Origin of the sequence: Mycolicibacterium rutilum, assembly GCF_900108565.1 — a bacterium.
GTDB lineage: Bacteria > Actinomycetota > Actinomycetes > Mycobacteriales > Mycobacteriaceae > Mycobacterium > Mycobacterium rutilum.
In genome coordinates this window covers 5,920,380-5,941,723 of the sequence record NZ_LT629971.1, presented here as the reverse complement: position 1 = coordinate 5,941,723, position 21,344 = coordinate 5,920,380, and the positions used below count along the sequence as shown (strand labels likewise).

Annotated in this window: 23 protein-coding genes; 12 read left to right on the top strand and 11 right to left on the bottom strand. The window is 69.1% G+C overall.

What is annotated here, in order from left to right:
* Entirely contained in the window at positions 1-798 is a 798-nt protein-coding gene (map, locus tag BLW81_RS28875; protein WP_083410186.1) for a type I methionyl aminopeptidase, read from the top strand.
* A gap of 21 nt (positions 799-819) precedes the next feature.
* Here the strand turns inward: map and BLW81_RS28870 are convergent, their stop codons facing one another.
* Both BLW81_RS28870 and BLW81_RS28865 read right to left on the bottom strand, forming a co-directional pair.
* Positions 820-2,310 (bottom strand): catalase, encoded by a 1,491-nt coding sequence (locus BLW81_RS28870; protein WP_083410185.1) that lies wholly within the window; start codon positions 2,308-2,310, stop codon positions 820-822.
* A gap of 12 nt (positions 2,311-2,322) precedes the next feature.
* The gene (locus tag BLW81_RS28865) at positions 2,323-2,754 is read right to left on the bottom strand and encodes a Fur family transcriptional regulator (RefSeq protein ID WP_083410184.1); all 432 of its coding nucleotides are present in this window, start codon (positions 2,752-2,754) and stop codon (positions 2,323-2,325) included.
* Between the two features lie 140 nt (positions 2,755-2,894).
* On the opposite strand from BLW81_RS28865, the gene BLW81_RS28860 reads away from it, so the two are divergent.
* From BLW81_RS28860 to BLW81_RS28825, 8 genes are all read left to right on the top strand, one after another.
* On the top strand, positions 2,895-3,365 hold the full coding sequence (locus BLW81_RS28860; RefSeq protein WP_083410183.1) for a MarR family winged helix-turn-helix transcriptional regulator: 471 nt from the start codon (positions 2,895-2,897) through the stop codon (positions 3,363-3,365).
* A gap of 63 nt (positions 3,366-3,428) precedes the next feature.
* A complete protein-coding gene (locus tag BLW81_RS28855; protein ID WP_083410182.1) occupies positions 3,429-3,944 on the top strand; it encodes a sigma-70 family RNA polymerase sigma factor in 516 nt (171 codons plus the stop codon).
* Positions 3,941-4,633, top strand: a complete 693-nt coding sequence (locus tag BLW81_RS28850; RefSeq protein WP_083410181.1) for an anti-sigma factor family protein — start codon at positions 3,941-3,943, stop codon at positions 4,631-4,633. The genes BLW81_RS28855 and BLW81_RS28850 overlap by 4 nt, the downstream gene beginning before the upstream one ends.
* Before the next feature lie 72 nt (positions 4,634-4,705).
* Complete coding sequence (locus tag BLW81_RS28845) at positions 4,706-6,391, top strand: thiamine pyrophosphate-binding protein (protein ID WP_083410180.1); 1,686 nt, start codon at positions 4,706-4,708, stop codon at positions 6,389-6,391.
* Positions 6,372-7,037 (top strand): SRPBCC family protein, encoded by a 666-nt coding sequence (locus BLW81_RS28840; RefSeq protein ID WP_083410179.1) that lies wholly within the window; start codon positions 6,372-6,374, stop codon positions 7,035-7,037. The genes BLW81_RS28845 and BLW81_RS28840 overlap by 20 nt, the downstream gene beginning before the upstream one ends.
* 6 nt (positions 7,038-7,043) lie before the next feature.
* Positions 7,044-8,054 carry a 3-oxoacyl-ACP synthase III family protein gene (locus tag BLW81_RS28835; protein WP_083410178.1) on the top strand — a complete coding sequence of 337 codons (1,011 nt, stop codon included), beginning with the start codon at positions 7,044-7,046 and terminating at the stop codon, positions 8,052-8,054.
* Positions 8,054-9,103, top strand: coding sequence for a pyridoxal phosphate-dependent aminotransferase (locus tag BLW81_RS28830; RefSeq protein WP_083410884.1), 1,050 nt, complete (start codon positions 8,054-8,056; stop codon positions 9,101-9,103). Before BLW81_RS28835 ends, BLW81_RS28830 begins: the two co-directional genes overlap by 1 nt.
* Before the next feature lie 6 nt (positions 9,104-9,109).
* Entirely contained in the window at positions 9,110-9,631 is a 522-nt protein-coding gene (locus BLW81_RS28825) for a MarR family winged helix-turn-helix transcriptional regulator (RefSeq protein WP_083410177.1), read from the top strand.
* A 78-nt stretch (positions 9,632-9,709) separates the two neighbouring features.
* On the opposite strand, the gene BLW81_RS28820 is transcribed toward BLW81_RS28825, so the two are convergent.
* Positions 9,710-10,429, bottom strand: coding sequence for a hemerythrin domain-containing protein (locus BLW81_RS28820; protein WP_083410176.1), 720 nt, complete (start codon positions 10,427-10,429; stop codon positions 9,710-9,712).
* Positions 10,430-10,595: 166 nt separating this feature from the next.
* Between BLW81_RS28820 and BLW81_RS28815 the strand changes: the two genes are divergently transcribed.
* Entirely contained in the window at positions 10,596-11,504 is a 909-nt protein-coding gene (locus BLW81_RS28815; RefSeq protein ID WP_083410175.1) for a manganese catalase, read from the top strand.
* A 52-nt stretch (positions 11,505-11,556) separates the two neighbouring features.
* Here BLW81_RS28815 and BLW81_RS28810 read toward each other — a convergent pair whose 3' ends face one another.
* Positions 11,557-12,510, bottom strand: a complete 954-nt coding sequence (locus BLW81_RS28810) for an NmrA/HSCARG family protein (protein ID WP_083410883.1) — start codon at positions 12,508-12,510, stop codon at positions 11,557-11,559.
* A 92-nt stretch (positions 12,511-12,602) separates the two neighbouring features.
* Between BLW81_RS28810 and BLW81_RS28805 the strand changes: the two genes are divergently transcribed.
* Entirely contained in the window at positions 12,603-13,079 is a 477-nt protein-coding gene (locus BLW81_RS28805; RefSeq protein WP_083410174.1) for a MarR family winged helix-turn-helix transcriptional regulator, read from the top strand.
* Between the two features lie 23 nt (positions 13,080-13,102).
* Here the strand turns inward: BLW81_RS28805 and BLW81_RS28800 are convergent, their stop codons facing one another.
* Both BLW81_RS28800 and BLW81_RS28795 read right to left on the bottom strand, forming a co-directional pair.
* Positions 13,103-14,341 carry a GAF domain-containing sensor histidine kinase gene (locus BLW81_RS28800; RefSeq protein ID WP_083410173.1) on the bottom strand — a complete coding sequence of 413 codons (1,239 nt, stop codon included), beginning with the start codon at positions 14,339-14,341 and terminating at the stop codon, positions 13,103-13,105.
* A complete protein-coding gene (locus BLW81_RS28795; RefSeq protein ID WP_083410172.1) occupies positions 14,338-14,994 on the bottom strand; it encodes a response regulator in 657 nt (218 codons plus the stop codon). Before BLW81_RS28795 ends, BLW81_RS28800 begins: the two co-directional genes overlap by 4 nt.
* A gap of 115 nt (positions 14,995-15,109) precedes the next feature.
* Between BLW81_RS28795 and BLW81_RS28790 the strand changes: the two genes are divergently transcribed.
* On the top strand, positions 15,110-15,910 hold the full coding sequence (locus tag BLW81_RS28790; RefSeq protein WP_083410171.1) for an HAD-IA family hydrolase: 801 nt from the start codon (positions 15,110-15,112) through the stop codon (positions 15,908-15,910).
* 21 nt (positions 15,911-15,931) lie between these two features.
* Here BLW81_RS28790 and mmsB read toward each other — a convergent pair whose 3' ends face one another.
* From mmsB to rfbB, 5 genes are all read right to left on the bottom strand, one after another.
* A complete protein-coding gene (gene mmsB / locus BLW81_RS28785; RefSeq protein ID WP_083410170.1) occupies positions 15,932-16,807 on the bottom strand; it encodes a 3-hydroxyisobutyrate dehydrogenase in 876 nt (291 codons plus the stop codon).
* Positions 16,808-16,819: 12 nt separating this feature from the next.
* On the bottom strand, positions 16,820-17,986 hold the full coding sequence (locus tag BLW81_RS28780; protein ID WP_083410169.1) for an acyl-CoA dehydrogenase family protein: 1,167 nt from the start codon (positions 17,984-17,986) through the stop codon (positions 16,820-16,822).
* Positions 17,987-17,991: 5 nt separating this feature from the next.
* Positions 17,992-19,512 carry a CoA-acylating methylmalonate-semialdehyde dehydrogenase gene (locus BLW81_RS28775; RefSeq protein WP_083410168.1) on the bottom strand — a complete coding sequence of 507 codons (1,521 nt, stop codon included), beginning with the start codon at positions 19,510-19,512 and terminating at the stop codon, positions 17,992-17,994.
* An 87-nt stretch (positions 19,513-19,599) separates the two neighbouring features.
* Complete coding sequence (gene rfbC, locus BLW81_RS28770; protein ID WP_083410167.1) at positions 19,600-20,202, bottom strand: dTDP-4-dehydrorhamnose 3,5-epimerase; 603 nt, start codon at positions 20,200-20,202, stop codon at positions 19,600-19,602.
* A complete protein-coding gene (gene rfbB, locus BLW81_RS28765; protein ID WP_083410882.1) occupies positions 20,199-21,203 on the bottom strand; it encodes a dTDP-glucose 4,6-dehydratase in 1,005 nt (334 codons plus the stop codon). Before rfbB ends, rfbC begins: the two co-directional genes overlap by 4 nt.
* Between the last annotated feature and the right edge of the window lie 141 nt (positions 21,204-21,344).

The window sequence follows — 21,344 nt, the reverse complement described above, 5'->3', positions numbered from 1 at the left end:
ATGATCGGTCTGCCCGGTCTGCGTGGTCGCAAGGTGGTGCCGCAGCGCACCGCCGGTGAGCTCGACGCGATGGCGGTCGCGGGTGCGCTGGTGGCGTCCGCACTGGCCGCGGTGCGCCAGGCCGCGACGCCCGGCGTGTCCACCCTGGCCCTCGACGAGATCGCCGAGTCGGTGATCCGCGACGGCGGCGGGGTACCGTCATTCCTCGGCTACCACGGGTACCCCGCCAGCATCTGTTCTTCGGTCAACGACCGTGTGGTGCACGGCATCCCGTCGGCGACGGAGGTGCTGGCCGCCGGTGACCTGGTCTCCATCGACTGCGGCGCGATCGTCGACGGCTGGCACGGCGACTCGGCCATCACCTTCGGCGTGGGACAGCTGATCCCCGTCGACGAGGCGCTGTCGGCGGCGACCAGGCAGGCGATGGAGGCCGGTGCCGCCGCGATGGTCCCGGGCAACCGGCTCACCGACGTCTCGCACGCCATCGAGACCGCTACCCGCGCGGCCGAACGGCAATTCGACCGCAAGTTCGGCATCGTCGACGGCTACGGCGGGCACGGCATCGGCAGGCAGATGCACATGGACCCGTTCCTGCCCAATGAAGGCGCCCCGGGCCGCGGCCCGTATCTGGAGGTCGGTTCGGTACTGGCCATCGAACCGATGCTGACGCTGGGCACCACGAAAACCGTGGTGCTCGAGGACGAGTGGACGGTCGTCACCGCGGACGGGTCACGGGCGGCGCACTGGGAGCACACCGTGGCCGTCACCGAGGACGGGCCGCGGATCCTCACCCGGTAGGCCGCCCGCGACCTCGTCGATTCATCCCTCGCCCATGCCCTGGACGGGTTCGGGTGCCGTGTCCTGGCGGACCACCTTCTCGATGCGGGCGCCGAGGTCGTCGTCGACGTTGCGCCAGTACTCGAGAGCCCGGTCGAGCACCTCACCGCTCACCCCGCTGAGGCTGCCGGCGATCGTGTCGACGGCCGCGCCGCGTTGTTCGTCGTTCCACACCGTGCGCACCAGCGTGCCGGGCTGACCGAAGTCGTCGTCCTCGGCGTGCAGGGCGTACGCAGCGCGCAGCAGCTCGCCGTCGGCCTGCCAACCGTCCTCGACCGGTCCGGTGGTGTCCGACCACGGCCGCCCGCCGCTGTTGGGCGCGTAGACCGGCGCGGACCCGGAATGGTGATAGGCCATCTGGCCGTCGAACATGTAAGTGTTCACCGGCACGCCGTTCTGCGGTTGGTTCACCGGGAGTTGGTGGAAGTTGGTGCCGATCCGGTTGCGCTGGGCGTCGTTGTAGGCGAACGCCCGGCCGAGCAGCATCTTGTCCGGTGACAGCCCAATGCCCGGCACGGTGTTGCCCGGCGAGAACGCGGCCTGTTCGATCTGGGCGAAGAAATTCTCCGGGTTGCGGTTGAGCGTGTAGGTGCCGACCGGGATCAGCGGGTAGTCCGCGTGCGGCCACACCTTGGTCAGGTCAAACGGGTTGAACCGGTAGTCGGCGGCGTCGGCGTACGGCATCACCTGTACCGAGAGCCGCCAGCTCGGGTACTCGCCGCGGGCGATCGCGTCGAACAGGTCCTTGCGGTGGAAGTCGGCGTCCTCGCCGGCCAGCGCGGCGGCCTCGTCGTTGGTCAGGAACTCCAGGCCCTGGTCGGTGTGAAAGTGGTACTTCACCCAGAACTTCTCGCCGGCCGCGTTCACCCACATGTAGGTGTGTGAGCCGTACCCGTTCATGTGTCGCCAGGTGCGCGGCAGCCCCCGCTCACCCATCAGATAGGTGACCTGATGCGCCGATTCCGGGTTCTGCGTCCAGAAGTCCCACTGCATCTGCGCCGAGCGCAGACCGGAGTCGGGCAGGCGCTTCTGGCTGCGGATGAAGTGCGGGAACTTCATCGGGTCGCGCACGAAGAAGATCGGCGTGTTGTTGCCGACGAGGTCGTAGTTGCCCTCGGAGGTGTAGAACTTCATCGCATAACCCCGCACGTCGCGCCAGGTGTCGGGGCTGCCCTGCTCACCGGCCACAGTCGAAAACCTCACCAGCAGATCGGTTTTGGCGCCCTTCTGGAACAGTGCGGCCTTGGTGAACTGGGAAACGTCCTCGGTGGCGGTGAACACGCCGAACGCGCCGGAGCCCTTGGCGTGCGGGTTGCGTTCAGGGACCCGCTCGCGGTTGAAGTGCGCCATCTGCTCGAGGAAGTGCACGTCGTGCAGCAGCAGGGCGCCGTTGGGCCCGACGCTGAGCGTGTTGCGGTCGCTGGCGGCGGGTGCGCCCGTACCGGTGGTGGAACCGAATTTCGAAGCGGTCATGGTGATCTCCGTTCAGTTGGTTGGTCGTTCGTGCTGACAGCCGGGGCAGACGCCCCAGAACGTCACTTCGGCCTCGTCGATCAGGTAGCCGGTGTCGGTGCCGGCGTGCAGGCACGGTGCCCGCCCGGCTGCGCAGTCGACGTCGTCGATCGCCCCGCAGCGCCGGCACACGACATGGTGGTGGTTGTCCCCGTTCTGCAGTTCGAAGCGGGCGGGGGAGCCTGCCGGTTCGACGCGGCGCACCAGGCCCGCGCCGGTCAGTGCGTAGAGCACGTCGTAAACCGCCTGCGTCGACAGCTTCCCGATGCGTCGTCGGGCGGCCGCGGCGATCTCGTCGACGCCTGCGTGGGGATGGCTGTGCACCTCGGCGAGAACCGCTATCCGCGGCTGGGTCACCCGCAGGCCGGCCGAGCGCAGTGCGTCGCGCCACTGGGTCGCCGGCATACCGCCTCCATAAAACTTGATCGAGTCCAGACTCAAGTCTGCCTCTTAGTCTTGCGTAATGCAAGACTTGCCTTATGCAACAGTTGTCGGAGGCTCGGTCATCGACTCTCGCGTGGAATACTTTTCGCCATGCGCCGATCATGGAAACTGACGTGACCAAGACTCCCGTCGAGGAGCTGACGGCCTTCGAGGTGGCAGCGCGAGACCTGGTCGGGCTGGCGCTGCGCAGCGTGGACCGCGTCGACGTGTCGTTGCCCCAGTTCCGGTTGCTGGCCGTGCTCGCGCAGCGGGGCCGCTCGACGTCCACCGAATGCGCGAAGGCACTCGGTGTCGTCGGTTCGACCGTGACACGGCTGGCTGACCGGCTGCACGCCGCGGGATACCTGGTCCGGGGTGCGGATCCGTCGAATCGCAGCGTGGTCACGCTCGAGCTGACCGCGCCGGGCCGCAAGCTGGTCCGGCAGGTCACCGCGTATCGGCGGCGGGAACTGGCCCGCGTGCTCGACGAGATCGACCCCGCCGAGCGCGCGGCGTGCGCGGCCGTGCTGCTGACGATGCACGAACGGTTCACCGGCGGCGACGCCGAAGGACGCCGCTCGATGCCCTTCTGAGCTTCGGGGGGCCGATACTGAACCACACGACGGGCAAATTCGTATCCATAGCGGAGGTTGAATTTGGACGACCCCGAGGCAACCGTGATGCGCGTGCTCTATGCGGAGCACGCCGCTGCCATCTGGCGGTATGCGGTCCGGCTGACGGGTGATCGAGCCCGGGCGGAGGATGTGGTGCAGGAGACGCTACTGCGCGCATGGCGGCATCCCGAGGTGACCGCGGACAGCTCGCGATCGGCGCGGGCCTGGCTGTTCACCGTGGCCCGCAACCTGATCATCGATGAGCGGCGCAGCGCCCGGTTCCGCAGCGAGTCCGGCACCGCGGACATGGAGGCCGAAGCGGATTGGGCCGGCCCCGATGAGGTGGAGTCTGCCTTGGACCGGATCTTGCTCGGCGAAGCCATCAGAGAACTGTCCGACGAGCACCGCGCGGTGATCAGCCGGGCCTACTACCAGGGCTGGTCGACGGCGCAGATCGCCGCCGACCTGCACATCGCCGAGGGCACCGTGAAATCGCGGCTGCACTACGGGGTCCGGGCGCTCAAGCTCAAACTGCAAGAAATGGGGGTGACGCGGTGACCGACTCCTACGTCACCTGGGACGCCGCCTACGTGCTGGGTTCGCTGAGCAGCGAGGAACGCCGCGCCTACGAGGCGCATCTGAAGACCTGCGCGAGCTGCCGGGCCGCGGTCGCCGAGCTGAGCGGAATTCCCGCGCTGCTGGGCAAGATCGGGCCCGACGCGTTCACCGACCTGGACCCCGCGCACGCCGAACCGCCCGCCGAACTCCTCGACACGCTGCTGGACAAGGTGCGCGCCCGGCGCCGGCGCACCCGCTGGCTCGCGACGGCCGCGGTGGGCGCGGCGGCCGCGGTGCTCGCCGTCGGCCTGGTTCTGGTGATCCGCCCGGACGCGTTCGGGCTGGGCAGCGATGCGCCGCCGCAGGCGTCCGGCCAGCAGCTGGAGATGAACAAGGTGTCCGAGACGCCGATCAACGCCACGGTCTCGATGACCGGCTACGGCTGGGGCACCCGCATCGACATGGCGTGCTCGTACGGGGACTGGGGCCAGAGCGGTGGCGACCCGCAGAACCTGGCCATGGTGGTGGTCGGCCACGACGGCAGCCGCAATCAGGTCGCCACCTGGCTGGGGCTGTCCGGGGCGACCGCGCTGCCCAGCGCCAACACCCCGCTGCAGATGCACGAAATCGCCGCCGTGCAACTGGTTTCGCCCGACTCGGGCAAGGTGCTGCTGGAACGTCCGGTGTAAATCCACCGATCCGGTGAACCGGATCGCGGTGTGGCGCGTGTCACTGCTAGGGCGTGCGGAAGCAGGTGACACATGCGGGTCGTCGATCACATCGTCGAATACCTGGCGGCGATCGGCGTCGGGCACATCTTCGGTGTGGACGGCGCCAACATCGAGGACCTCTACGACGCCGCGGTCTTCCGCGCCGACATCACCGCCGTGCTCGCCAAGCATGAGTTCTCCGCGGCCACCATGGCCGACGGCTACAGCCGCGGCGGCGCCGGGTTCGGTGTGCTCGCCGCGACGTCGGGCGGCGGGTGCCTGAACACCGTGCCGGGACTTGGGGAGGCGCTGGCCAGCCGGGTGCCGGTGCTGGCGCTGATCGGGCAGCCGCCGACGGCCCTCGACGGGCGGGGCGCGTTCCAGGACACCAGCGGCCGCAACGGCGCGCTGGACGCGACGGCGTTGTTCGCGTCGGTGTCGGTGTTCTGCCGACGGGTGACGACGCCGGTCGACATCGTCTCCGCGCTGCCCGCCGCCGTCGCAGCGGCCCGCGAGTTGCGCGGCCCGGCGGTGCTGTTGCTCCCGAAAGATGTTCAGCAGGGCGCAGTTCCGGTCAACGGCTTCGGTGGCGATGCGAGTACCGGCGCCCGGTCCGCCGACCCGCACCCGATCGCCCGGGCGCTGCGCAGCGCCGCGGGCCCGGTCACGATCATCGCCGGTGAGCAGGTGGCGCGCGACGACGCCCGACGTGAACTCGAATGTCTGCGGGCCTTGCTGCGGGCCCGGGTGGCCACGGTGCCGGACGCCAAGGATGTGGCCGGCACGCCCGGGCGCGGGTCGTCGTCGGCGCTGGGCGTCACCGGCGTGATGGGCCATCCCGGGGTCGCGGCGGCCGTCGCGGACAGCGCGGTGTGCCTGCTCGTCGGCACGCGGATGAGCGTCACGGCGCGCGCCGGTCTCGACGATGCGTTGGCGGCGGTGCCGGTCCTGTCCCTCGGGTGTGCGCCGCCGTACCCGCGATGCACCCATGTGCACAGCGACGATCTGCGCGTCTCGCTGACGACGCTGATCGCCGCGCTCTCAGGGGAGGGCCGGCCCGCCCGGCTGCGGGTGCCGGAGGCGTTGCCGCGCACCGAATTACCGACGCCGCCGCACTCGGGCGTCGGGGTGCGCTACCGCGACGCGATGGTGGCGCTGGACGAGCTGCTGCCCGGCAGCGTCGACGTCGTCGTCGACGCGGGCAACATCGGCGCCGCGGCCATCCACCATCTCCCGGCGCGCCGCGACGGGCGGTTCGTCGTCGCGCTCGGCATGGGCGGCATGGGCTACAGCTTCGGCGCCGCGATCGGCATGGCGTTCGCGCGGTGCAACCGCACCGTCGTCATCGCCGGCGACGGCAGCTTCTACATGCACGGCATGGAGATCCACACTGCGTGGCAATACCGGCTGCCGATCACGTTCTGCCTCTTCGACAATCACGCGCACGCGATGTGCGTGACCCGGGAACAGGTGTTCTACGGCGACCGGTACAGCTACAACCGGTTCGGCGCGAGCCACCTCGGGGCGGGGCTGCGCGCGATGTTCCCGGGCCTGCCCGCCACCGACGTCGACGACGTCGACGGGCTGCGCGCCGCGCTGTCGGCGGCGCTCGACACGGACGGGCCCGCGGTGATCAGCGTCGACTGTTCGGCCGACGAAATCCCGCCGTTCGCAGCATTTCTCGGCACACCATTTACCGCAAAGGAGCACCCCGGTCATGACACTGCCCGCGCTTGACGACATCACCGCCCACCGCGGCTCACCCGAACCGCTCGACGGGTTGATCCGCATCGAGACGTCACCGCGGGAACGGGCAACCCCGCTCATCATGGAGATGATGCGGTCGGTCTACCCGCACGACGAGGTGTTCGGCGAGTACTGCACGGTTAACAGCCACATCGACTGTCCGCCCGACGACCTGTTCGACTACCTCGCCGACACCCGATGTTTGGAGGAGTGGACCTACAGCCTGCGCGGCTTCGCTCCGACCGAAGAGCCCGGGCTGTGGTCGGCGTACGACCGGTTGGGTTCGGAGACAAGGATCTTCACCCGCACCGTGGCGAACCGGCAGGCCAGGACCGTGGACTACCACTGCGCGTGGGATCAGGGCGCCCACCTGTGGATGATCTACCTGATGCGCATCGTCGACGCGCAGGTGGTGTTCGACCGGCCCGGTTCGGTGGTGCTGTGGACGAACTGCCACCATCCGTTCTACGACCACAACCCCTACCCGCAGACCGCTCCGCCGCAGCGTCCGGTGTGGGTGGGCGATTTCTGGGACATGTTCGGCGCCGGACACCTGTTGGAGCTGCGCAACCTCAAGGCCATCGCGGAATACCGTCACCGCAACGGTCTTTCGGTCACCCCGGATTGGATGAGGTGAGCACCGATGACCGTCAGCCTGCTCGACGTCTCCACCTATCTGCCCGGCGAACCGATCGGCGCCGACTACTACGCGCAGTTCGCCGAGTCCGACGAGCTGCGCGACAGCGTGATGTTCCGGGCGCCGAAGTGGCGCCATCACGTCGCGCAGGACGAGACCGCGGTCGACATGATCGAACGCGCCGCGGCCGGGTTGATCGAGCGCCACGGCCACGACGCGATCACCGGCGCCGACGTGCTGATCACCCACACCCAGATGCCTGACATGCCGTTCTACGGCGGCGGCGGCGCCATGGCCCACCGGCTCGGCATGAAACCGGCGTGGGTGTTCGACCTGCACAACGGCGGCTGCGCGGCGTTCGTCCTGGGCCTGCAGTTGGCGCAGCAGCTGCTGGCCACCGGTGCCGGGCGCACCGCGGTCATCGCCGTCGCGCAGAACGCCGCCGGCCAGGTGTTCGACCAACCGGGGGTGCGGCGCAAAGCCCAGGCGGCGGTGCCCGGCGACGGGGCGGCCGTCGGCCTGGTGGCGGTGTCGGACCGCTCGCCGATCCTGGCCGTCGAATGCCGCACCTACGGCGAATACGCCGGCGACATGACGATCGCCGCCGACCCGCCGCGCAAGTGGTGGCAGCCGGGTCCGGGGGAGGGCTACATCGGCTTCACCGACAGCAAGATCACCAAGGTGCTGGCGCGCGGCAATCGACAGGTCCCCGAGGTGTCGTATGCGGTGTGCGACAGGATCGGCGTCAAGCCCGCCGATCTGGATCTGTTCGTCTCCAACCAGCCCAACCGGGTGTTCCTGCGGAACTGGCGCGAGGCGCTCGAACTGCCCGCCGAACGGCACGTCGACACGTTCGACGAGTGCGGCAACCTGTTCGGCGCGGGCATCCCGATCAACCTCGACCGGGCGGTCACCGACGGCAAACTCGGCGCGGGTGATGTGGTGTTGATGGCGGCGTTCGCGCACGCCGGCGACTTCGCAGGCGCCGCGGCGGTGCGGTGGGGCGGCCGGGACTGATGGCGCTACCGGCCGGACTCGGCGCGGTCGGCGCGCTGCCCACCGCGACGGACCCAACGGCGTTGTCGCTCAACGAGAATCCGTTCCCGCCGCTGCCGTCGGTGCAGACCGCGTTGAGCGCGTCGATCGAAGCGGCCAACCGGTATCCCGAGTACCTGCCCGAGCGGCTGCGCTCGTTGATCGCCGGCCGCATCGGGGTGGCCGACGATCAGATCGTCATCGGCGTCGGCGCGACCGGGGTGATCATGCAGGTACTGCACGCGGTGACCGACCCGGGCGAGACGATGGTGATGGCGGCGCCGACGTTCGACGGGTATCCGATCTTCGCGCAGATGGCCCGGCTGCGGTCGGTCACCGTCGCCCTCGACGCGCACGGCCATCACGACCTCGAGGCCATGGCGGCCGCGGCGGCCGGCGCGCGGGTGGTGGTGGTGTGCCGGCCGCACAACCCGACCGGCACGGTCGAGCCCGCCGCCGACATCGACTGGTTCCTGTCGCAGGTGCCGCCGCAGACGGTGGTGCTGCTCGACGAGGCCTACGCCGAGTTCCTGCCGCCCGATTCCCGTCTCGACACCATGTCCCTGATCGCGCGGTATCCGAATCTCGTTGTGATCCGGACGTTCTCCAAGGCGTACGGGTTGGCCGGCCTGCGCATCGGTTACGGGTTCTGCGCGCCCGCGCTGGCGCGTCGGCTGTGGACGATGCAGCTGCCGTTCGGGGTGGCGATCACCGCCCTGGTCGCCGTGGCGGCGTCGTTCGACGCGGAAGCCGAACTGCAGCAACGGATCCGGATGATCGCCGGTGAGCGCCGATACCTGCAGAGGCGGTTGCGGGCGGCCGGCGTGTACAGCGCCGACAGCCACGCGAATTTCGTCTACCTTCCCGGCGACTGGCGCGGAGTGTTCGACGCGAGCGGTCTGCGGGTGCGCCACTACGCCGGCGGTGGCGTGCGGATCACCGTCGGCGACCGCGGGTCCACCCGCGCGGTGCTGGCGGCGGTGGCGCCGCCGACCGCAAATCCGCGGACGCCGCCGGAGGATGCGGTATGAAGAGGCGTGGCCCCAGAACCGTCACCGCCTTCGCGGCAGGACCACCGGGACCCGATCGCGCTCGCCCGCGACAACTGGGAGCGGTCGGGATGGAGCGACGTCGCCGACGGCATGGTGGCGGTGACCTCGGTGATGCGGGCCCACCAGATCCTGCTCGCGCGGGTCGAAGGCGCGCTGCGGCCCTATGACCTGAGCTTCTCGCGGTTCGAGCTGCTGCGGCTGCTGGCCTTCACCCGCAACGGCGCGCTGCCGATCACCAAGGCCTCCGACCGGCTGCAGGTGCACGTCACCAGCGTCACGCACGCGATCCGCCGGCTGGAGGCCGCCGGGCTGGTCGAGCGGATCCCACACCCGACCGACGGACGGACCACGCTGGTGCGGATCACCGAGCTGGGCCGGTCGACCGTCGAGGACGCCACGGTGACGCTCAACAACGAGGTGTTCGCCGACATCGGGATGTCCGACGCCGAATCGCGGGCGCTGGCCGCCTCGATCCAGACGCTGCGCCGCAACTCCGGCGACTTCTAGGCGCGGCCGAATATGGCCGAGCAGACGCGAAGTGACCCTGAAACGGGCCGAAACGGGTCAGTTGGCGTCTGCTCGCGCTCAAGGGGTGCGCCCGCTGTACGTGCTGGGGTCCTCGCCGCGGGTCAGCGGCGGCAGATGTTCGATCACCCCGGCGACGCGGGCCAGCGCCCCACTCAGTGAGGTGCTGGCGCTGCTGAGCGTTCCGCCGGAGCGACGGCTGAGCTGATCGAGCCGGTCGCGACCGCGATCGACGAAGGTCAGCGGTGCGGCGGCCGCAACATTGCCCGGCGGCCGACGCGCGACGACCGGGTGCGGACGCGTCGGCGAGGTGCGGCGCGTCGCCTCCCAAGCCCAACCCAGCGCGACCAGCGCCCGGTGCGGCACCGCCTGCTGCAGCATCGGCAACAACCGGTCCTCCTCGTCGCGGACGTCCTCGCGCAGCAGCGCGACGATGCGGCGCCACAGCTCGTGATGCTGCGGACTGTCGACGTCCAGCTTCTCCAACTCGGTGAACAGCTCGTTGATCTCCTGGTGTTCGCGTTCGATCTCCAGCGTCAGCTCTTCGCCCTCGGGCACCCAGCGGCGGATCGCCGGCCACAGCACCGACTCCTCGGCAAACGCGTGCGGGAACACCAGCCGGCACAGCCGGTTCAGCAGCGCGCCGCGTTCGTCGCCCGTTGCGGCGTCGATACTTTCGATCAACCGGTCGAGTTCGATGTGGTCCCGTTTCTGCCGGGTCAGCACGCTATGCGGACCGCCGAGTTGCGCGACGGTCTGGTCTGCCAGTGATGGGCTCATGGTTCACGCGATGCCCTCTGACGCGTCGGCCAAACATTGCGCGATTGGTCGGTGTGATCAGGTTTTCCCCACTTGTGCCCGGGTATGGCGACGGGACCGTACAGCCATCGTGCGGCGTATCAGCGGCCGCGAAGGCCGGCCGAAGCGGGCCGAATCGGAGTGATGAATGTTCCGACATACCGACTACATGCAATTCGACGTCAAGCCAGAAAAGCCCGATCCCGTCTACGCCCGCAAACTCCAGGAACTCCTCGGTGGCGCCTTCGGTGAGATGACCGTGACGATGCAGTACCTGATGCAGGGCTGGAACTGTCGCATGAAGGGCAAGTACAAAGACCTGATCATGGACATCGCGACCGAGGAGATCGGCCACGTCGAGATGATCGCCACGATGATCGCCCGGCTGCTCGAGAGCGCACCGGCCACCGATGCGACCGAGAACGCGCTCGGCGACCCGGTGGTGGCGGCCGTGATGGGCGGGATGGACCCGCAGCAGGCCATCGTCTCCGGTGGTGCGCCGACGCTGTCGGACAGCCAGGGCGCACCGTGGAGCGGCAAATACGTTGTGGCGTCGGGTAATCTGCTCGCCGACTTCCACGCCAACGTCGCCGCCGAGGCGCAGGGGCGCGTGCAGACCGCGCGACTGTGGCACATGACCGACGATCCCGGCGTCAAGGCGATGCTGAAGTTCAACCTGGCCCGCGACACCTATCACCAGAACATGTGGCTGGCCGCGATCGAGGAACTGCAGGCCGACGGAGTGGAGGGCATCGTGGCGCCCAACGATCTGTTCGACGAGGAGTTCGAGGAGCACGCCAGCACGCTGTGGCACCTGTCCGACGGCGCCGACTCCGACAAGGGCCGCTGGATCGGGCCGCTGCCCGACGGCCGTCACACCGGTCAGTTCCTGGCCGACCCGCAACCGCTGGGCGACCGGCAGTCCGGCCCGCCGCCGGACCCGAAGCTCTACGTGACCTACGACGGCGCGATGGGCGAACCCCGCACGCCGTCGTTCGGCACGGAGAAGGGGTTGATGGGCAAGCTCAAGGACGCGGTAGACCCGGACAAGACGTAGCCCGTCGCGAGTTGGGCCTACGCCTGCGGCCTGGGCCCAACTCGCGCCTTCGTCAGACTTTCTGCTGTGCCAGCCAGTCGCGGAACGACTGCAGTTCCGGGTTGAGTGACCGCACGACGTCCAGATCACGCACGCCGACGAACCGCTCGGAGTCCTCGGCGTAGTACTGGAACATGTTGCCCATCTCGACGGCGACGGGAAACGGCAACGCGCGGAACCCATCCCAGGTCTGGGGACGGTAGCGGACCGGCTCGCCGTGGAAGGCCGCGAGTTCTGCCGCGAACTGCTCACCGGTCAGATGATCGCCGGCGATGCTCACGGTTTCGCCGACGAACTCCGCGCCGCGCTTGAAGATGCCCAGCGCCGTGCGCCCGATGTCGCCGACCGCGATCGCCGCCATCGTCTTGTCGGCCATCGGCAGGGTCAGCACCAGCGTGCCGTCCTCGCCGCGCACCGGTTGCAGGTCGCTGGTGAAACCTTCGTAAAAGCCCGTCGTGCGGAGAAACGTCGTCGGCACACCGTGTTCGGTGAAGAAGTTGTCGGCTTCGGCCTTCGCGTCGAAGTGCGGCACCTTGTAGCGGCCCTCGACGGTCGGCACCCGCTCGTCGTCGCCGAAGTGCTCGCGCGTGTCCTCCAGCGTCGACCAGATCACGTGCTGCACGCCGGCGGCCTTCGCGGCCCGCGCGGCGGTTTCGGCCTGGTGGAGTTCGGCTTCGGCGCGGGTGCGCGCGGCTTCCTCCTCCGGTGTGCGGTTCGCCCAGTAATTCGTGACGACGAACGCGCCCCGGGCGCCGTCGAAGGCGCGGGTCATGCTGTCGAGATCGTCGAGGTCCGCCGAGACGACCTCGGCGCCATCGGCGGCAAGTTGGCGGGCCTTCGCCGACGTCGCGTCGCGGGTGATGGCCCGCACCCGAAAGGCCGAGGAGGGGTCGGTGAGGATCGCGCGAGCCAGCCCGCCGCCCTGATTGCCGGTGGCTCCCACGACGGCGATCACATCTGTAGTCATCTTCAGCTCCATCTCTTTGGGTTGATATGTCAACCCGACCTACGATACTCCGTCGGGTTGATATGTCAACCAGAACCGGTACGGTGGGGGATATGGCGAGAAAAGGTGCGCTCAACGACGACGAGCTGACGGCGTGGCGGGCATTCGTGGACATGCGGCACACGCTGGAGCGACACCTGGTCCAGCACCTGCAGCGCGACTTCGGGCTGTCGGACTCCGACTTCGAGATCCTGGTCAATCTGTCCGACGCGCCGGAGGGGCGCATGCGGGCCTACGAGCTGGGCCGGGTGACGCACTGGGAGAAGACCCGGTTGTCGCACCACCTGGGCCGGATGGAGAAACGCGGGTTGATCTGCCGGGAGGACTCGGGCGCCCGCTACCCGGACATCGTGCTGACCGACGCCGGCCGCGACGCGATCCGCACCGCGGCGCCGGCCAACGCGGCGCGTGTCCGCGAGATGTTCGTCGACGTGCTCGGACCGGAGCGGATGGCGGCGATGCGGCAGATGTCCGAGGACGTGCTCGCCGCCATCGAGCGGCATCGGGAGACCGAGTGTTCCTTGGAGTGACCACGCCCTAGGAGGTGGACGCCCTAGGAGGTGGACGACGGCAGCGGGATCGTCGCCGTCACCGCGGTACCCGCGCCCGGGCGCGACCGGATGTTGAGCCGGCCGCCGACGATCTCGGCGCGCTCGGCCATCGACAGCAACCCGTATCCGCCCATCTCGTCACCGCCGAGCGGATGCTCGAACGTGTCGAAACCGACTCCGTCGTCGACGATTTCGAGCCGCGCGACGGTACCGGTGTCGCCGCTGTCGACGACGAACGTCAGACGGGCCGAGGTCGCCCGCGCGTGCTTGACGACGTTCTGCAGGCACTCCTGGGCGATCCGGTACAGCGCCAACTCGATGTGGTCGGGCAGCCGCTTCTCGGCCAGCTCGACGTCGATGCCGATCTGCGGGATCGACCGCGCGAGGCTGGCCAGTCCGCCGGCCAGCCCGAGATCGTCGAGCACCGGCGGGCGCAACCCGCTGATCGCCGCGCGGGCCTCCTGCAGTGTCAGCTCGACCAGCTCGCGGGCCTTACCCAGCTGTTCGGCGACCACGCCGGCGTCGTCGGACCTGGCGGCCGCGTCCAACCGGTACGACAACGTCACCAGCCGTTGCGAGATGCCGTCGTGAATGTCGCCGGCCAGCCGTCGTCGCTCCAGCTCCTGGGCCTCGATCACCTGCTCGACGAAGTTCTCGTGTGCGCGCTCGCGGGCCACCAGCTGCCGGTGCAGCCGGGCCTGGTGCATCGCGCCGGCGATCAGCCGGCCGATCACCACGAGCAACTCCACGTCGCGGGCGGTGAATTCGCGGCGCTCCACGGTGTGCACGTTGAGCACGCCGACCAGCCCGCCGGGGTCGGTCTCCATCGGCACCGACACCATCGACGTGAAGTCCGAGCCGCGCAGCGCCGGGAACGGCTTGTAGCGCGGGTCCGACTCCTTGTCCTGGGTGATCACCACCGGTTCGCGGTTGCTGGCGACCCAACCCGAAATCCCTTGTCCCAGCGGAAGTCTGATCTTGCCGATCTCGGCGTCGAACGGCGGCGTCGCCCCGGCCAGCGTCAGCGATCGGTCGGTGTCGTCGAGCACGTGCACGAAGCACACGTCGCTGGCGGTGGCCGCGGTGATCATCCGCGCGGCCGCGGCGGCCAGCGGTTCCACCCCCGGGCCCTTGGACGCGGCCTGGATCAGCTCACGCAGCAGGGCCAGCTCGCGGTCGGCGGCCAGCGCGTACTGGCTGAGTTCGCGTACCGCGTTCGACGGGCCGCCGGGCGGGTTCATTTGTAGATGCCTTCGCGCAGTGCGGTGGCGACGGCGCCGGTGCGGTCGCTGACGCCGAGCTTGCGGTAGATGGAGCTGAGGTGCGTCTTGACGGTCTCGTCGCCGATCACCAGCTTGGTGGCGATCGCCCGGTTCGACAGGCCGTTGACGACGAACGACAGGATCTCGCTCTCGCGCTGGGTCAGGCCCTGGCGCGCGCCGGGCCAGAACTCGTCGCGCTGCAGGCGTGCGGCGGTGTCGACGGCCCGCGCGGCCATGCCCGGGTCGATCGCCGTCTCGCCGCGGTGCACGAACTCGAGCTGACGGACCAGCTCGTCGCTGCTGATGCTTTTCAGCAGATAGCCCGACGCGCCGACCCGCAGCGCCTCGAACAGGTACTGCTCGTCGTCGTAGACCGACAGCATCACGACCTTGCGGTCGGGGTCGTGCGCGCGCAGCTCGAGGCACAGGTCCAGGCCGCTGGCACCCTGCATCCGCACGTCGCACAGCACGATGTCGGGGTTGAGGTCGTCGATCACGGCCCGGGCCCGCTCCGCGCCGACGGCCTGGCCGACGACCTGTACACGGTCGGTGAACGCCGCCAGCATGGCCTTGAGGCCTTCGATGACCATCTCGTGGTCGTCGACCAGCACGAGCCGCACCGGTGGGGGCATGGGACCACCTTAGTGGCGGTCAAATCGCAGATAGAGGAACTTGGAGCGGCGTTTGGCGCTGACGATCCCCCGATTGGGGGAGGCCTGATCTTGTGACGTGAACCACTCTCTACTCATGCCGACAACGCAGGAGACGACATGGCGCGCGGGCCGGTTCTGGTGGGACTGTGCCTCGACCACCTCGACGTGCGCGTTACGCGCCGTGGTGTTCGACCTCGACGCCCTCACCGACATCGAGTGCGACGGGCACCGGGTGGCCTACAACGCGGCGTTCGCCGCGCACGGATTGGACTTCGAGTGGTCGGTAGTGCGCTATCGGCAGTTGCTGGCGCTCAGCGATGAGCGGCAGCGCGTCGCGGCCGAGTTGCGTAAGCGAGGGGTGGCCACCGAAGTCGACGTGTTGACGAAGTTGCTGGCCGACGAGATCTACACGACGAAGACGATGTTGTTCGACGAGCTGATCCTCGAGCGCGACCTGGCGCCGCGGCCGGGGCTGGTGGATTTCGTGATGGACGCCGTCGGCGCAGGCATGCAGATCGCGGTGGTGACGAACGGCCAGCGCGGCTGGGCCGAGCCGCTGGTGCGTCAGCTGGTCGGGGAGGGGCTGGTCGAAAGCGTCGTGTCCGCGGAGGACGTCGTCAAGCCGACGCCGGACCCCGAGGCGCACCGGCACGCGCTGTGGGAGCTCGGGGTGTGTCCGGACGACGCGATCGCGATCACGGGGTCCGCGTCCGGCCTGCGCGCGGCCAACAGCGCCGGCATGCCGACCGTGGTGATCACCGGCGAGGGCACGCCCGACATCCCGGCCGCCCTGGCGGTGCGACCGTCCTTCGACGGCGCGAACCCGCTGCGGATCGCGGACTGTCAGCGGCTGCACACCACCTGGTGGAAGTCACACAAGACGTCGGCCGCCTAGCGCACCGACTCTCGCGAAAACTCAGCTCTGGCGCAGCAGTTCGATGACTGCGCTGAAGTCCTTGTCGGCGTGGTCGGCCGCGAACTTCTTGTAGATGTCGGCGGCGTGGGTGCCGAGCGGGGCGGTCGCGCCCGTCGACTTGACCGCGTTCATCGCCAGCCCGAGGTCCTTGTTCATCAGCGCGGTCGCGAAGCCCGGCTTGAAGTCGTTGTTGGCCGGTGACGTCGGAACCGGTCCCGGCACCGGGCAATTCGTGTGCACCGACCAGCAGTTGCCGGTGGCGCCGGTGATCACGTCGAACAGCGACTGCGCCGACAGGCCCAGCTTCTCGGCCAGCACGAACGCCTCGCCGATCGCGATCTGCTGCACGGCCAGCACCATGTTGTTGCACAGCTTGGCGGCCTGACCGGTGCCCGATGCGCCGCAGTGAATGATCTTGCCCGCCATCGGTTCCAGGATGGGCCGGGCTCGCTCGACGGCGTCCGCCTCGCCGCCGACCATGAACGCCAGCGTGCCCGCCGTCGCGCCCTTGACCCCGCCGGACACCGGCGCGTCGAGCTGGGCGAAGCCGCGCTCGGCGGCCTGGCCGTGAATCGCGCGGGCGTCGTCGACGGAGATCGTCGAGGTGTCGATGAACAGCGTGCCGGGCTTGGCCGCGGGCAACACCTCGGCGTAGCAGGACTTGACGATGTCGCCGTTGGGCAGCGACGTGATCACGACGTCGGCCTCGGCGGCCGCTTCGGCGCCGGTGTCGAACACCGTCGCGCCGTTACCGGCGGCGGTCTCCTTCAACGCGGGCACGGGGTCGAAGCCGCGGACGGTCAACCCGGCACTCACCAGGTTGGCCGCCATCGGCCCGCCCATGTTGCCGAGCCCCAGAAACGCGATCGTCGTCATTGATGACCTCTCCTAAGCCGACGCACGGACCTTGGCGGCCTGCGACCGCCCGATGACCACGCGCATGATTTCGTTGGTTCCCTCGAGGATGCGGTGCACCCGCAGATCGCGCACGATCTTCTCGATGCCGTACTCGTTGAGGTAGCCGTAGCCGCCGTGCAACTGCAGCGCCTGGTCGGCGACGGTGTAGCACGCGTCGGTGACGTACCGCTTGGCCATCGCGCACAGCTCGACCTTGTCCGGGTGGTTCTCGTCGAGCGCGCGGGCCGCGCGCCACAACAGGTTTCGCGACGTCTCCAGCGCGGTGGCCATGTCGGCGAGGGTGAACCGGATGGTCGGCTCGTCGAGCAGCGCGCCGCCGAACGCCTCCCGGTCGCGCACGTAGGCGACGGCTTTGTCGTAGGCCGCCTGAGCTCCGCCGAGCGAGCACGCGGCGATGTTGATCCGGCCGCCGTTGAGCCCGTTCATCGCGATGCCGAAGCCGGTGCCCTCACCGTCGGAGCCGCCGAGCATGGCGTCGGCAGGCACCCGCACACCTTCGAGGATCACCTGCGCGGTGGGCTGTGCGCGCCACCCCATCTTCGCCTCGTCCGCGCCGAAACTCAGTCCCGGCGTGTCTTTTTCGACGATGAACGTGGAAATGCCCCGCGGTCCCTCGCCGCCGGTGCGGGCCATCACGACGTAGACGTCGGATGCGCCCGCGCCGGAGATGAACTGCTTGACGCCGTCGAGCACGTAGTGGTCGCCGTCCCGAACGGCCCTGGTGCGCAACGCGCTTGCGTCCGACCCGGCGCCCGGTTCGGTGAGGCAGTAGCTGGCGATCAGCTCCATCGACGCCAGCCGCGGCACCAGGCTCTTGCGCTGTTCGGGGGTGCCGTACGTGTCGACCATCCAGGTGCACATGTTGTGGATCGACAGGAACGCCGCCACCGTCGGATCCGCGGTGGCGAGCTGTTCGAAGATCCGCACGCCGTCGAGCCGGCGCAGCCCGCTGCCGCCGACGTCCTCGTTGCAGTACACCGCCGCCATCCCGAGTTCGGCGGCCTCGCGCAGCACATCGGTGGGGAAGTGGTGCGTTTCGTCCCACTCCGACGCGAACGGCGCCAGGCGTTTGTCGGCGAACGCGGCCGCCGTCTCGGCGATCACGCGTTCGTCGTCGTCGAACCCGAAATAGTCCATGCCGCTTACTTCATCGTGGGGATGACGAACTCCGCGCCATCCTTGATGCCCGACGGCCAGCGCTGCGTGACGGTCTTGGTCTTGGTGTAGAACAAGATCGAGTGCGGGCCGTGCTGGTTGAGGTCGCCGAATCCGGACCGCTTCCAGCCGCCGAAGGTGTGGTAGGCCACCGGCACCGGGATCGGCACGTTCACGCCGACCATGCCGACCTGAACCCGGGACACGAAGTCGCGGGCGGCGTCACCGTCGCGGGTGAAGATCGCCACGCCGTTGCCGTACTCGTGCTCCGACGGCAGCGCGAGCGCCTCTTCGTAATCGTTGGCCCGCACGATGCACAGCACCGGCCCGAAGATCTCGTCGGTGTAGATCGACATGTCGGTGGTGACGTGATCGAACAGCGTCGGCCCGATGAAGAAGCCCTTCTCCAGGCTGGCGTCCCCGAATTGCATGTCGTCGCTGGTGCGTTCGCGGCCGTCGACGACGATCTCGGCTCCGGCCTCCACGCCGGCGTCGATGTAGTCGCGGACCCGCTTGAGCGCGGCCTCGGTGACCAGCGGGCCGTAGGTGGCCTTGGGGTCGAGGCTGTGGCCGACGCGCAGTTCGGCGACCCGCTCGGCCAGCCGGGCGCGCAGCCGGTTCGCGGTCTCCTCGCCGACGGGCACGGCGACGCTGATCGCCATGCAGCGTTCGCCGGCGCTGCCGTAGCCGGCGCCGATGAGCGCGTCGACGGCCTGGTCGAGGTCCGCGTCGGGCATGACGATCATGTGGTTCTTTGCGCCGCCGAAGCACTGGGCGCGCTTACCGGAGGCGGTCGCGTTGGAGTAGATGTACTGCGCGATGTCTGAGCTGCCGACGAAGCCGACCGCCTGGATCGTCGGGTGCTGCAGGATGGCGTCGACGGCTTCCTTGTCGCCGTGCACGACCTGGAACACGCCCGGCGGCAGGCCCGCCTCGATGAACAGCTCGGCCAGCCGGACCGGGACCGACGGGTCGCGCTCGGAAGGCTTGAGTATGAACGCGTTTCCGCACGCGAGCGCGGGGCCGGCCTTCCACAGCGGGATCATCGCCGGGAAGTTGAACGGGGTGATGCCTGCGACGACACCGAGCGGCTGGCGCAGCGAGTACACGTCGATGCCCGGACCGGCGCCCTCGGTGTACTCACCCTTGAGCAGGTGCGGGATGCCGACGCTGAACTCGATGACCTCGAGGCCGCGCTGGATGTCGCCGAGCGAGTCGGCGTGGGTCTTGCCGTGCTCGAGCGAGAGCAGCTCGGCGAGCTCGTCGGCGTTCTGGTTGACCAGATCGATGAACTTCATCAGCACGCGGGCGCGGCGCTGCGGGTTCCAGGCCGCCCACTGCTTCTGCGCCTCGGCGGCGCCGGCGACGGCGGCGTCGACATCGGCGGCCGAGCCCAGCAGGACCTGCGCCTGCACCTCGCCGGTGCTCGGATTGAAGACGTCAGCGGTGCGCGTGGAGATACCGGTGCTGCGCTGCCCGTTGATGAAATGCGGAATCTGTGTGGTCATGATCGTGGCCCCTTGCCGAACGGCTGAATACTAGGACATCCTAGTAACTGCTCCCGGGTGAGCGCAAGGACCTGCGAACGGCTCCGCTCAGGACCGCAGCGACTCCACGAACGCCCGGGTTTCGTCCCAGGTCGGCAGCAGGTTCTGGGCGCGGGCCTGCTCCAGGGTCGGGGCCTGGCGGTCGCGGTCGGACAGGATCACCGCATCCGGTGCGACGGGCCACTCGATGCCGATCGCGGGGTCCAGCGGATCGACGGTGTGCTCGCGCTGCGGGTCATAGCCCGCCGAACACAGGTACATCACCGTCGACTCGTCCTCCAGGGACAAGAACGCGTGGCCCAGGCCTTCCGAGAGGTACACGGTGCGCCGGTCGCGGTCGTCGAGTCGCACGGCGTCCCACCGCCCGAAGGTCGGCGAACCCACGCGGATGTCGACCACCACGTCGTACACCGCGCCGCGCAGGCAGGTGACGTACTTGGCCTGGCTCGGCGGCACCTGCGCGAAATGCAGCCCCCGCAGCACGCCTGCAGCGGACACCGAGCAGTTCGCCTGGCGCAGGTCGAGCGGATGCTCGGCGAACCCACGGAACGCGGCGTCGGTGAACCATTCGAAGAACACGCCGCGCGTGTCGGCGTGCAGGGTGGGCGTGATCTCCCACGCGCCGGGGACGTCGAGTTCGCGGACGTTCACTGGCCGCGCCCCTGATAGCCACGCTCCACCGCGTCTTTCAACGGAGCCCACCACGACTCGTTCGCCCGGTACCAGTCGATGGTCGCACGAAGACCCTCCTCGAAGTCGGTGTGCTCAGGGCGCCAACCCAATTCGTCGGTGAGCGCCGACGCGTCGATCGCGTAGCGCAGGTCGTGGCCGACGCGGTCGGTGACGTGGTCGAAGTCGTCGGAGTCACGGCCCATCAGGCGCAGGATCATCCGCATCACCGACAGGTTGTCGCGTTCACCCTGCGCCCCGATCAGGTAGGTCCGCCCGGGCTGTCCGTCGGCGAGGATCCGCCGGACCGCGCTGTTGTGGTCGTCGACGTGGATCCAGTCGCGCACGTTCGCGCCGCTGCCGTACAGCTTGGGCCGCCGCCCGGTCAGCACGTTCGTGATCTGGCGCGGGATGAACTTCTCCACATGCTGGTAGGGCCCATAGTTGTTGGAGCAGTTGGAGATCGTCGCGCGCACACCGTAGGACCGCACCCAGGCGCGCACCAGCATGTCGGCGGCCGCCTTGGTCGACGAGTACGGGCTCGACGGGTTATAGGGCGTCGCCTCGGTGAACCGCTGCGGGCCCTCCAGCGGAAGGTCGCCGTACACCTCGTCGGTGGAGACATGGTGCAGGCGCACACCGTGCCGGCGGACCGCCTCCAGGACGGTGAACGTGCCGATGACGTTGGAGCGCAGGAACGGTTCGGGTTCGGCGAGCGCGTTGTCGACGTGGGTCTCGGCGGCGAAGTGCACGACGGCGTCGGCGTCGGCGACGAGCGCGTCCACCACGGCGGCGTCGGTGATATCACCCTCGACCAGGCGGATGTCGTCTTCTACCGGGGCCAACGACTCGCGGCTGCCCGCGTAGGTCAGCGCGTCGAGGACCGTGACGTCGTCGGCGTGGTCGCGCACATCGTCCCGGAGCAAGGCGTGCACGAAGTTGGCGCCGATGAAGCCCGCACCACCCGTGACCAGCAACCGCATGGTCACCGACAGTAGCGGGTCGGCGGCCGCGCCTTGGCGCCGAAAGAGCATTCCTGGTCGTGGTTCGAGCGATCTGGCAGCCCTGGCTTCTCACTCGCGGGGCGGGCGCTGGTCGGAGGACCGATTCTGTCGGTGCCCGCT

Bases quoted from the DNA above. Each gene is read 5' to 3' on its own strand.
- map (WP_083410186.1), top strand. From the start codon at position 1: ATGATCGGTCTGCCCGGTCTGCGTGGTCGCAAGGTGGTGCCGCAGCGC.
- BLW81_RS28870 (WP_083410185.1), bottom strand. From the start codon at position 2,310: ATGACCGCTTCGAAATTCGGTTCCACCACCGGTACGGGCGCACCCGCC.
- BLW81_RS28865 (WP_083410184.1), bottom strand. From the start codon at position 2,754: ATGCCGGCGACCCAGTGGCGCGACGCACTGCGCTCGGCCGGCCTGCGG.
- BLW81_RS28860 (WP_083410183.1), top strand. From the start codon at position 2,895: ATGGAAACTGACGTGACCAAGACTCCCGTCGAGGAGCTGACGGCCTTC.
- BLW81_RS28845 (WP_083410180.1), top strand. From the start codon at position 4,706: ATGCGGGTCGTCGATCACATCGTCGAATACCTGGCGGCGATCGGCGTC.
- BLW81_RS28840 (WP_083410179.1), top strand. From the start codon at position 6,372: ATGACACTGCCCGCGCTTGACGACATCACCGCCCACCGCGGCTCACCC.
- BLW81_RS28835 (WP_083410178.1), top strand. From the start codon at position 7,044: ATGACCGTCAGCCTGCTCGACGTCTCCACCTATCTGCCCGGCGAACCG.
- BLW81_RS28830 (WP_083410884.1), top strand. From the start codon at position 8,054: ATGGCGCTACCGGCCGGACTCGGCGCGGTCGGCGCGCTGCCCACCGCG.
- BLW81_RS28820 (WP_083410176.1), bottom strand. From the start codon at position 10,429: ATGAGCCCATCACTGGCAGACCAGACCGTCGCGCAACTCGGCGGTCCG.
- BLW81_RS28815 (WP_083410175.1), top strand. From the start codon at position 10,596: ATGTTCCGACATACCGACTACATGCAATTCGACGTCAAGCCAGAAAAG.
- BLW81_RS28810 (WP_083410883.1), bottom strand. From the start codon at position 12,510: ATGACTACAGATGTGATCGCCGTCGTGGGAGCCACCGGCAATCAGGGC.
- BLW81_RS28805 (WP_083410174.1), top strand. From the start codon at position 12,603: ATGGCGAGAAAAGGTGCGCTCAACGACGACGAGCTGACGGCGTGGCGG.
- BLW81_RS28800 (WP_083410173.1), bottom strand. From the start codon at position 14,341: ATGAACCCGCCCGGCGGCCCGTCGAACGCGGTACGCGAACTCAGCCAG.
- BLW81_RS28795 (WP_083410172.1), bottom strand. From the start codon at position 14,994: ATGCCCCCACCGGTGCGGCTCGTGCTGGTCGACGACCACGAGATGGTC.
- BLW81_RS28790 (WP_083410171.1), top strand. From the start codon at position 15,110: ATGCCGACAACGCAGGAGACGACATGGCGCGCGGGCCGGTTCTGGTGG.
- mmsB (WP_083410170.1), bottom strand. From the start codon at position 16,807: ATGACGACGATCGCGTTTCTGGGGCTCGGCAACATGGGCGGGCCGATG.
- BLW81_RS28780 (WP_083410169.1), bottom strand. From the start codon at position 17,986: ATGGACTATTTCGGGTTCGACGACGACGAACGCGTGATCGCCGAGACG.
- BLW81_RS28775 (WP_083410168.1), bottom strand. From the start codon at position 19,512: ATGACCACACAGATTCCGCATTTCATCAACGGGCAGCGCAGCACCGGT.
- rfbB (WP_083410882.1), bottom strand. From the start codon at position 21,203: ATGCGGTTGCTGGTCACGGGTGGTGCGGGCTTCATCGGCGCCAACTTC.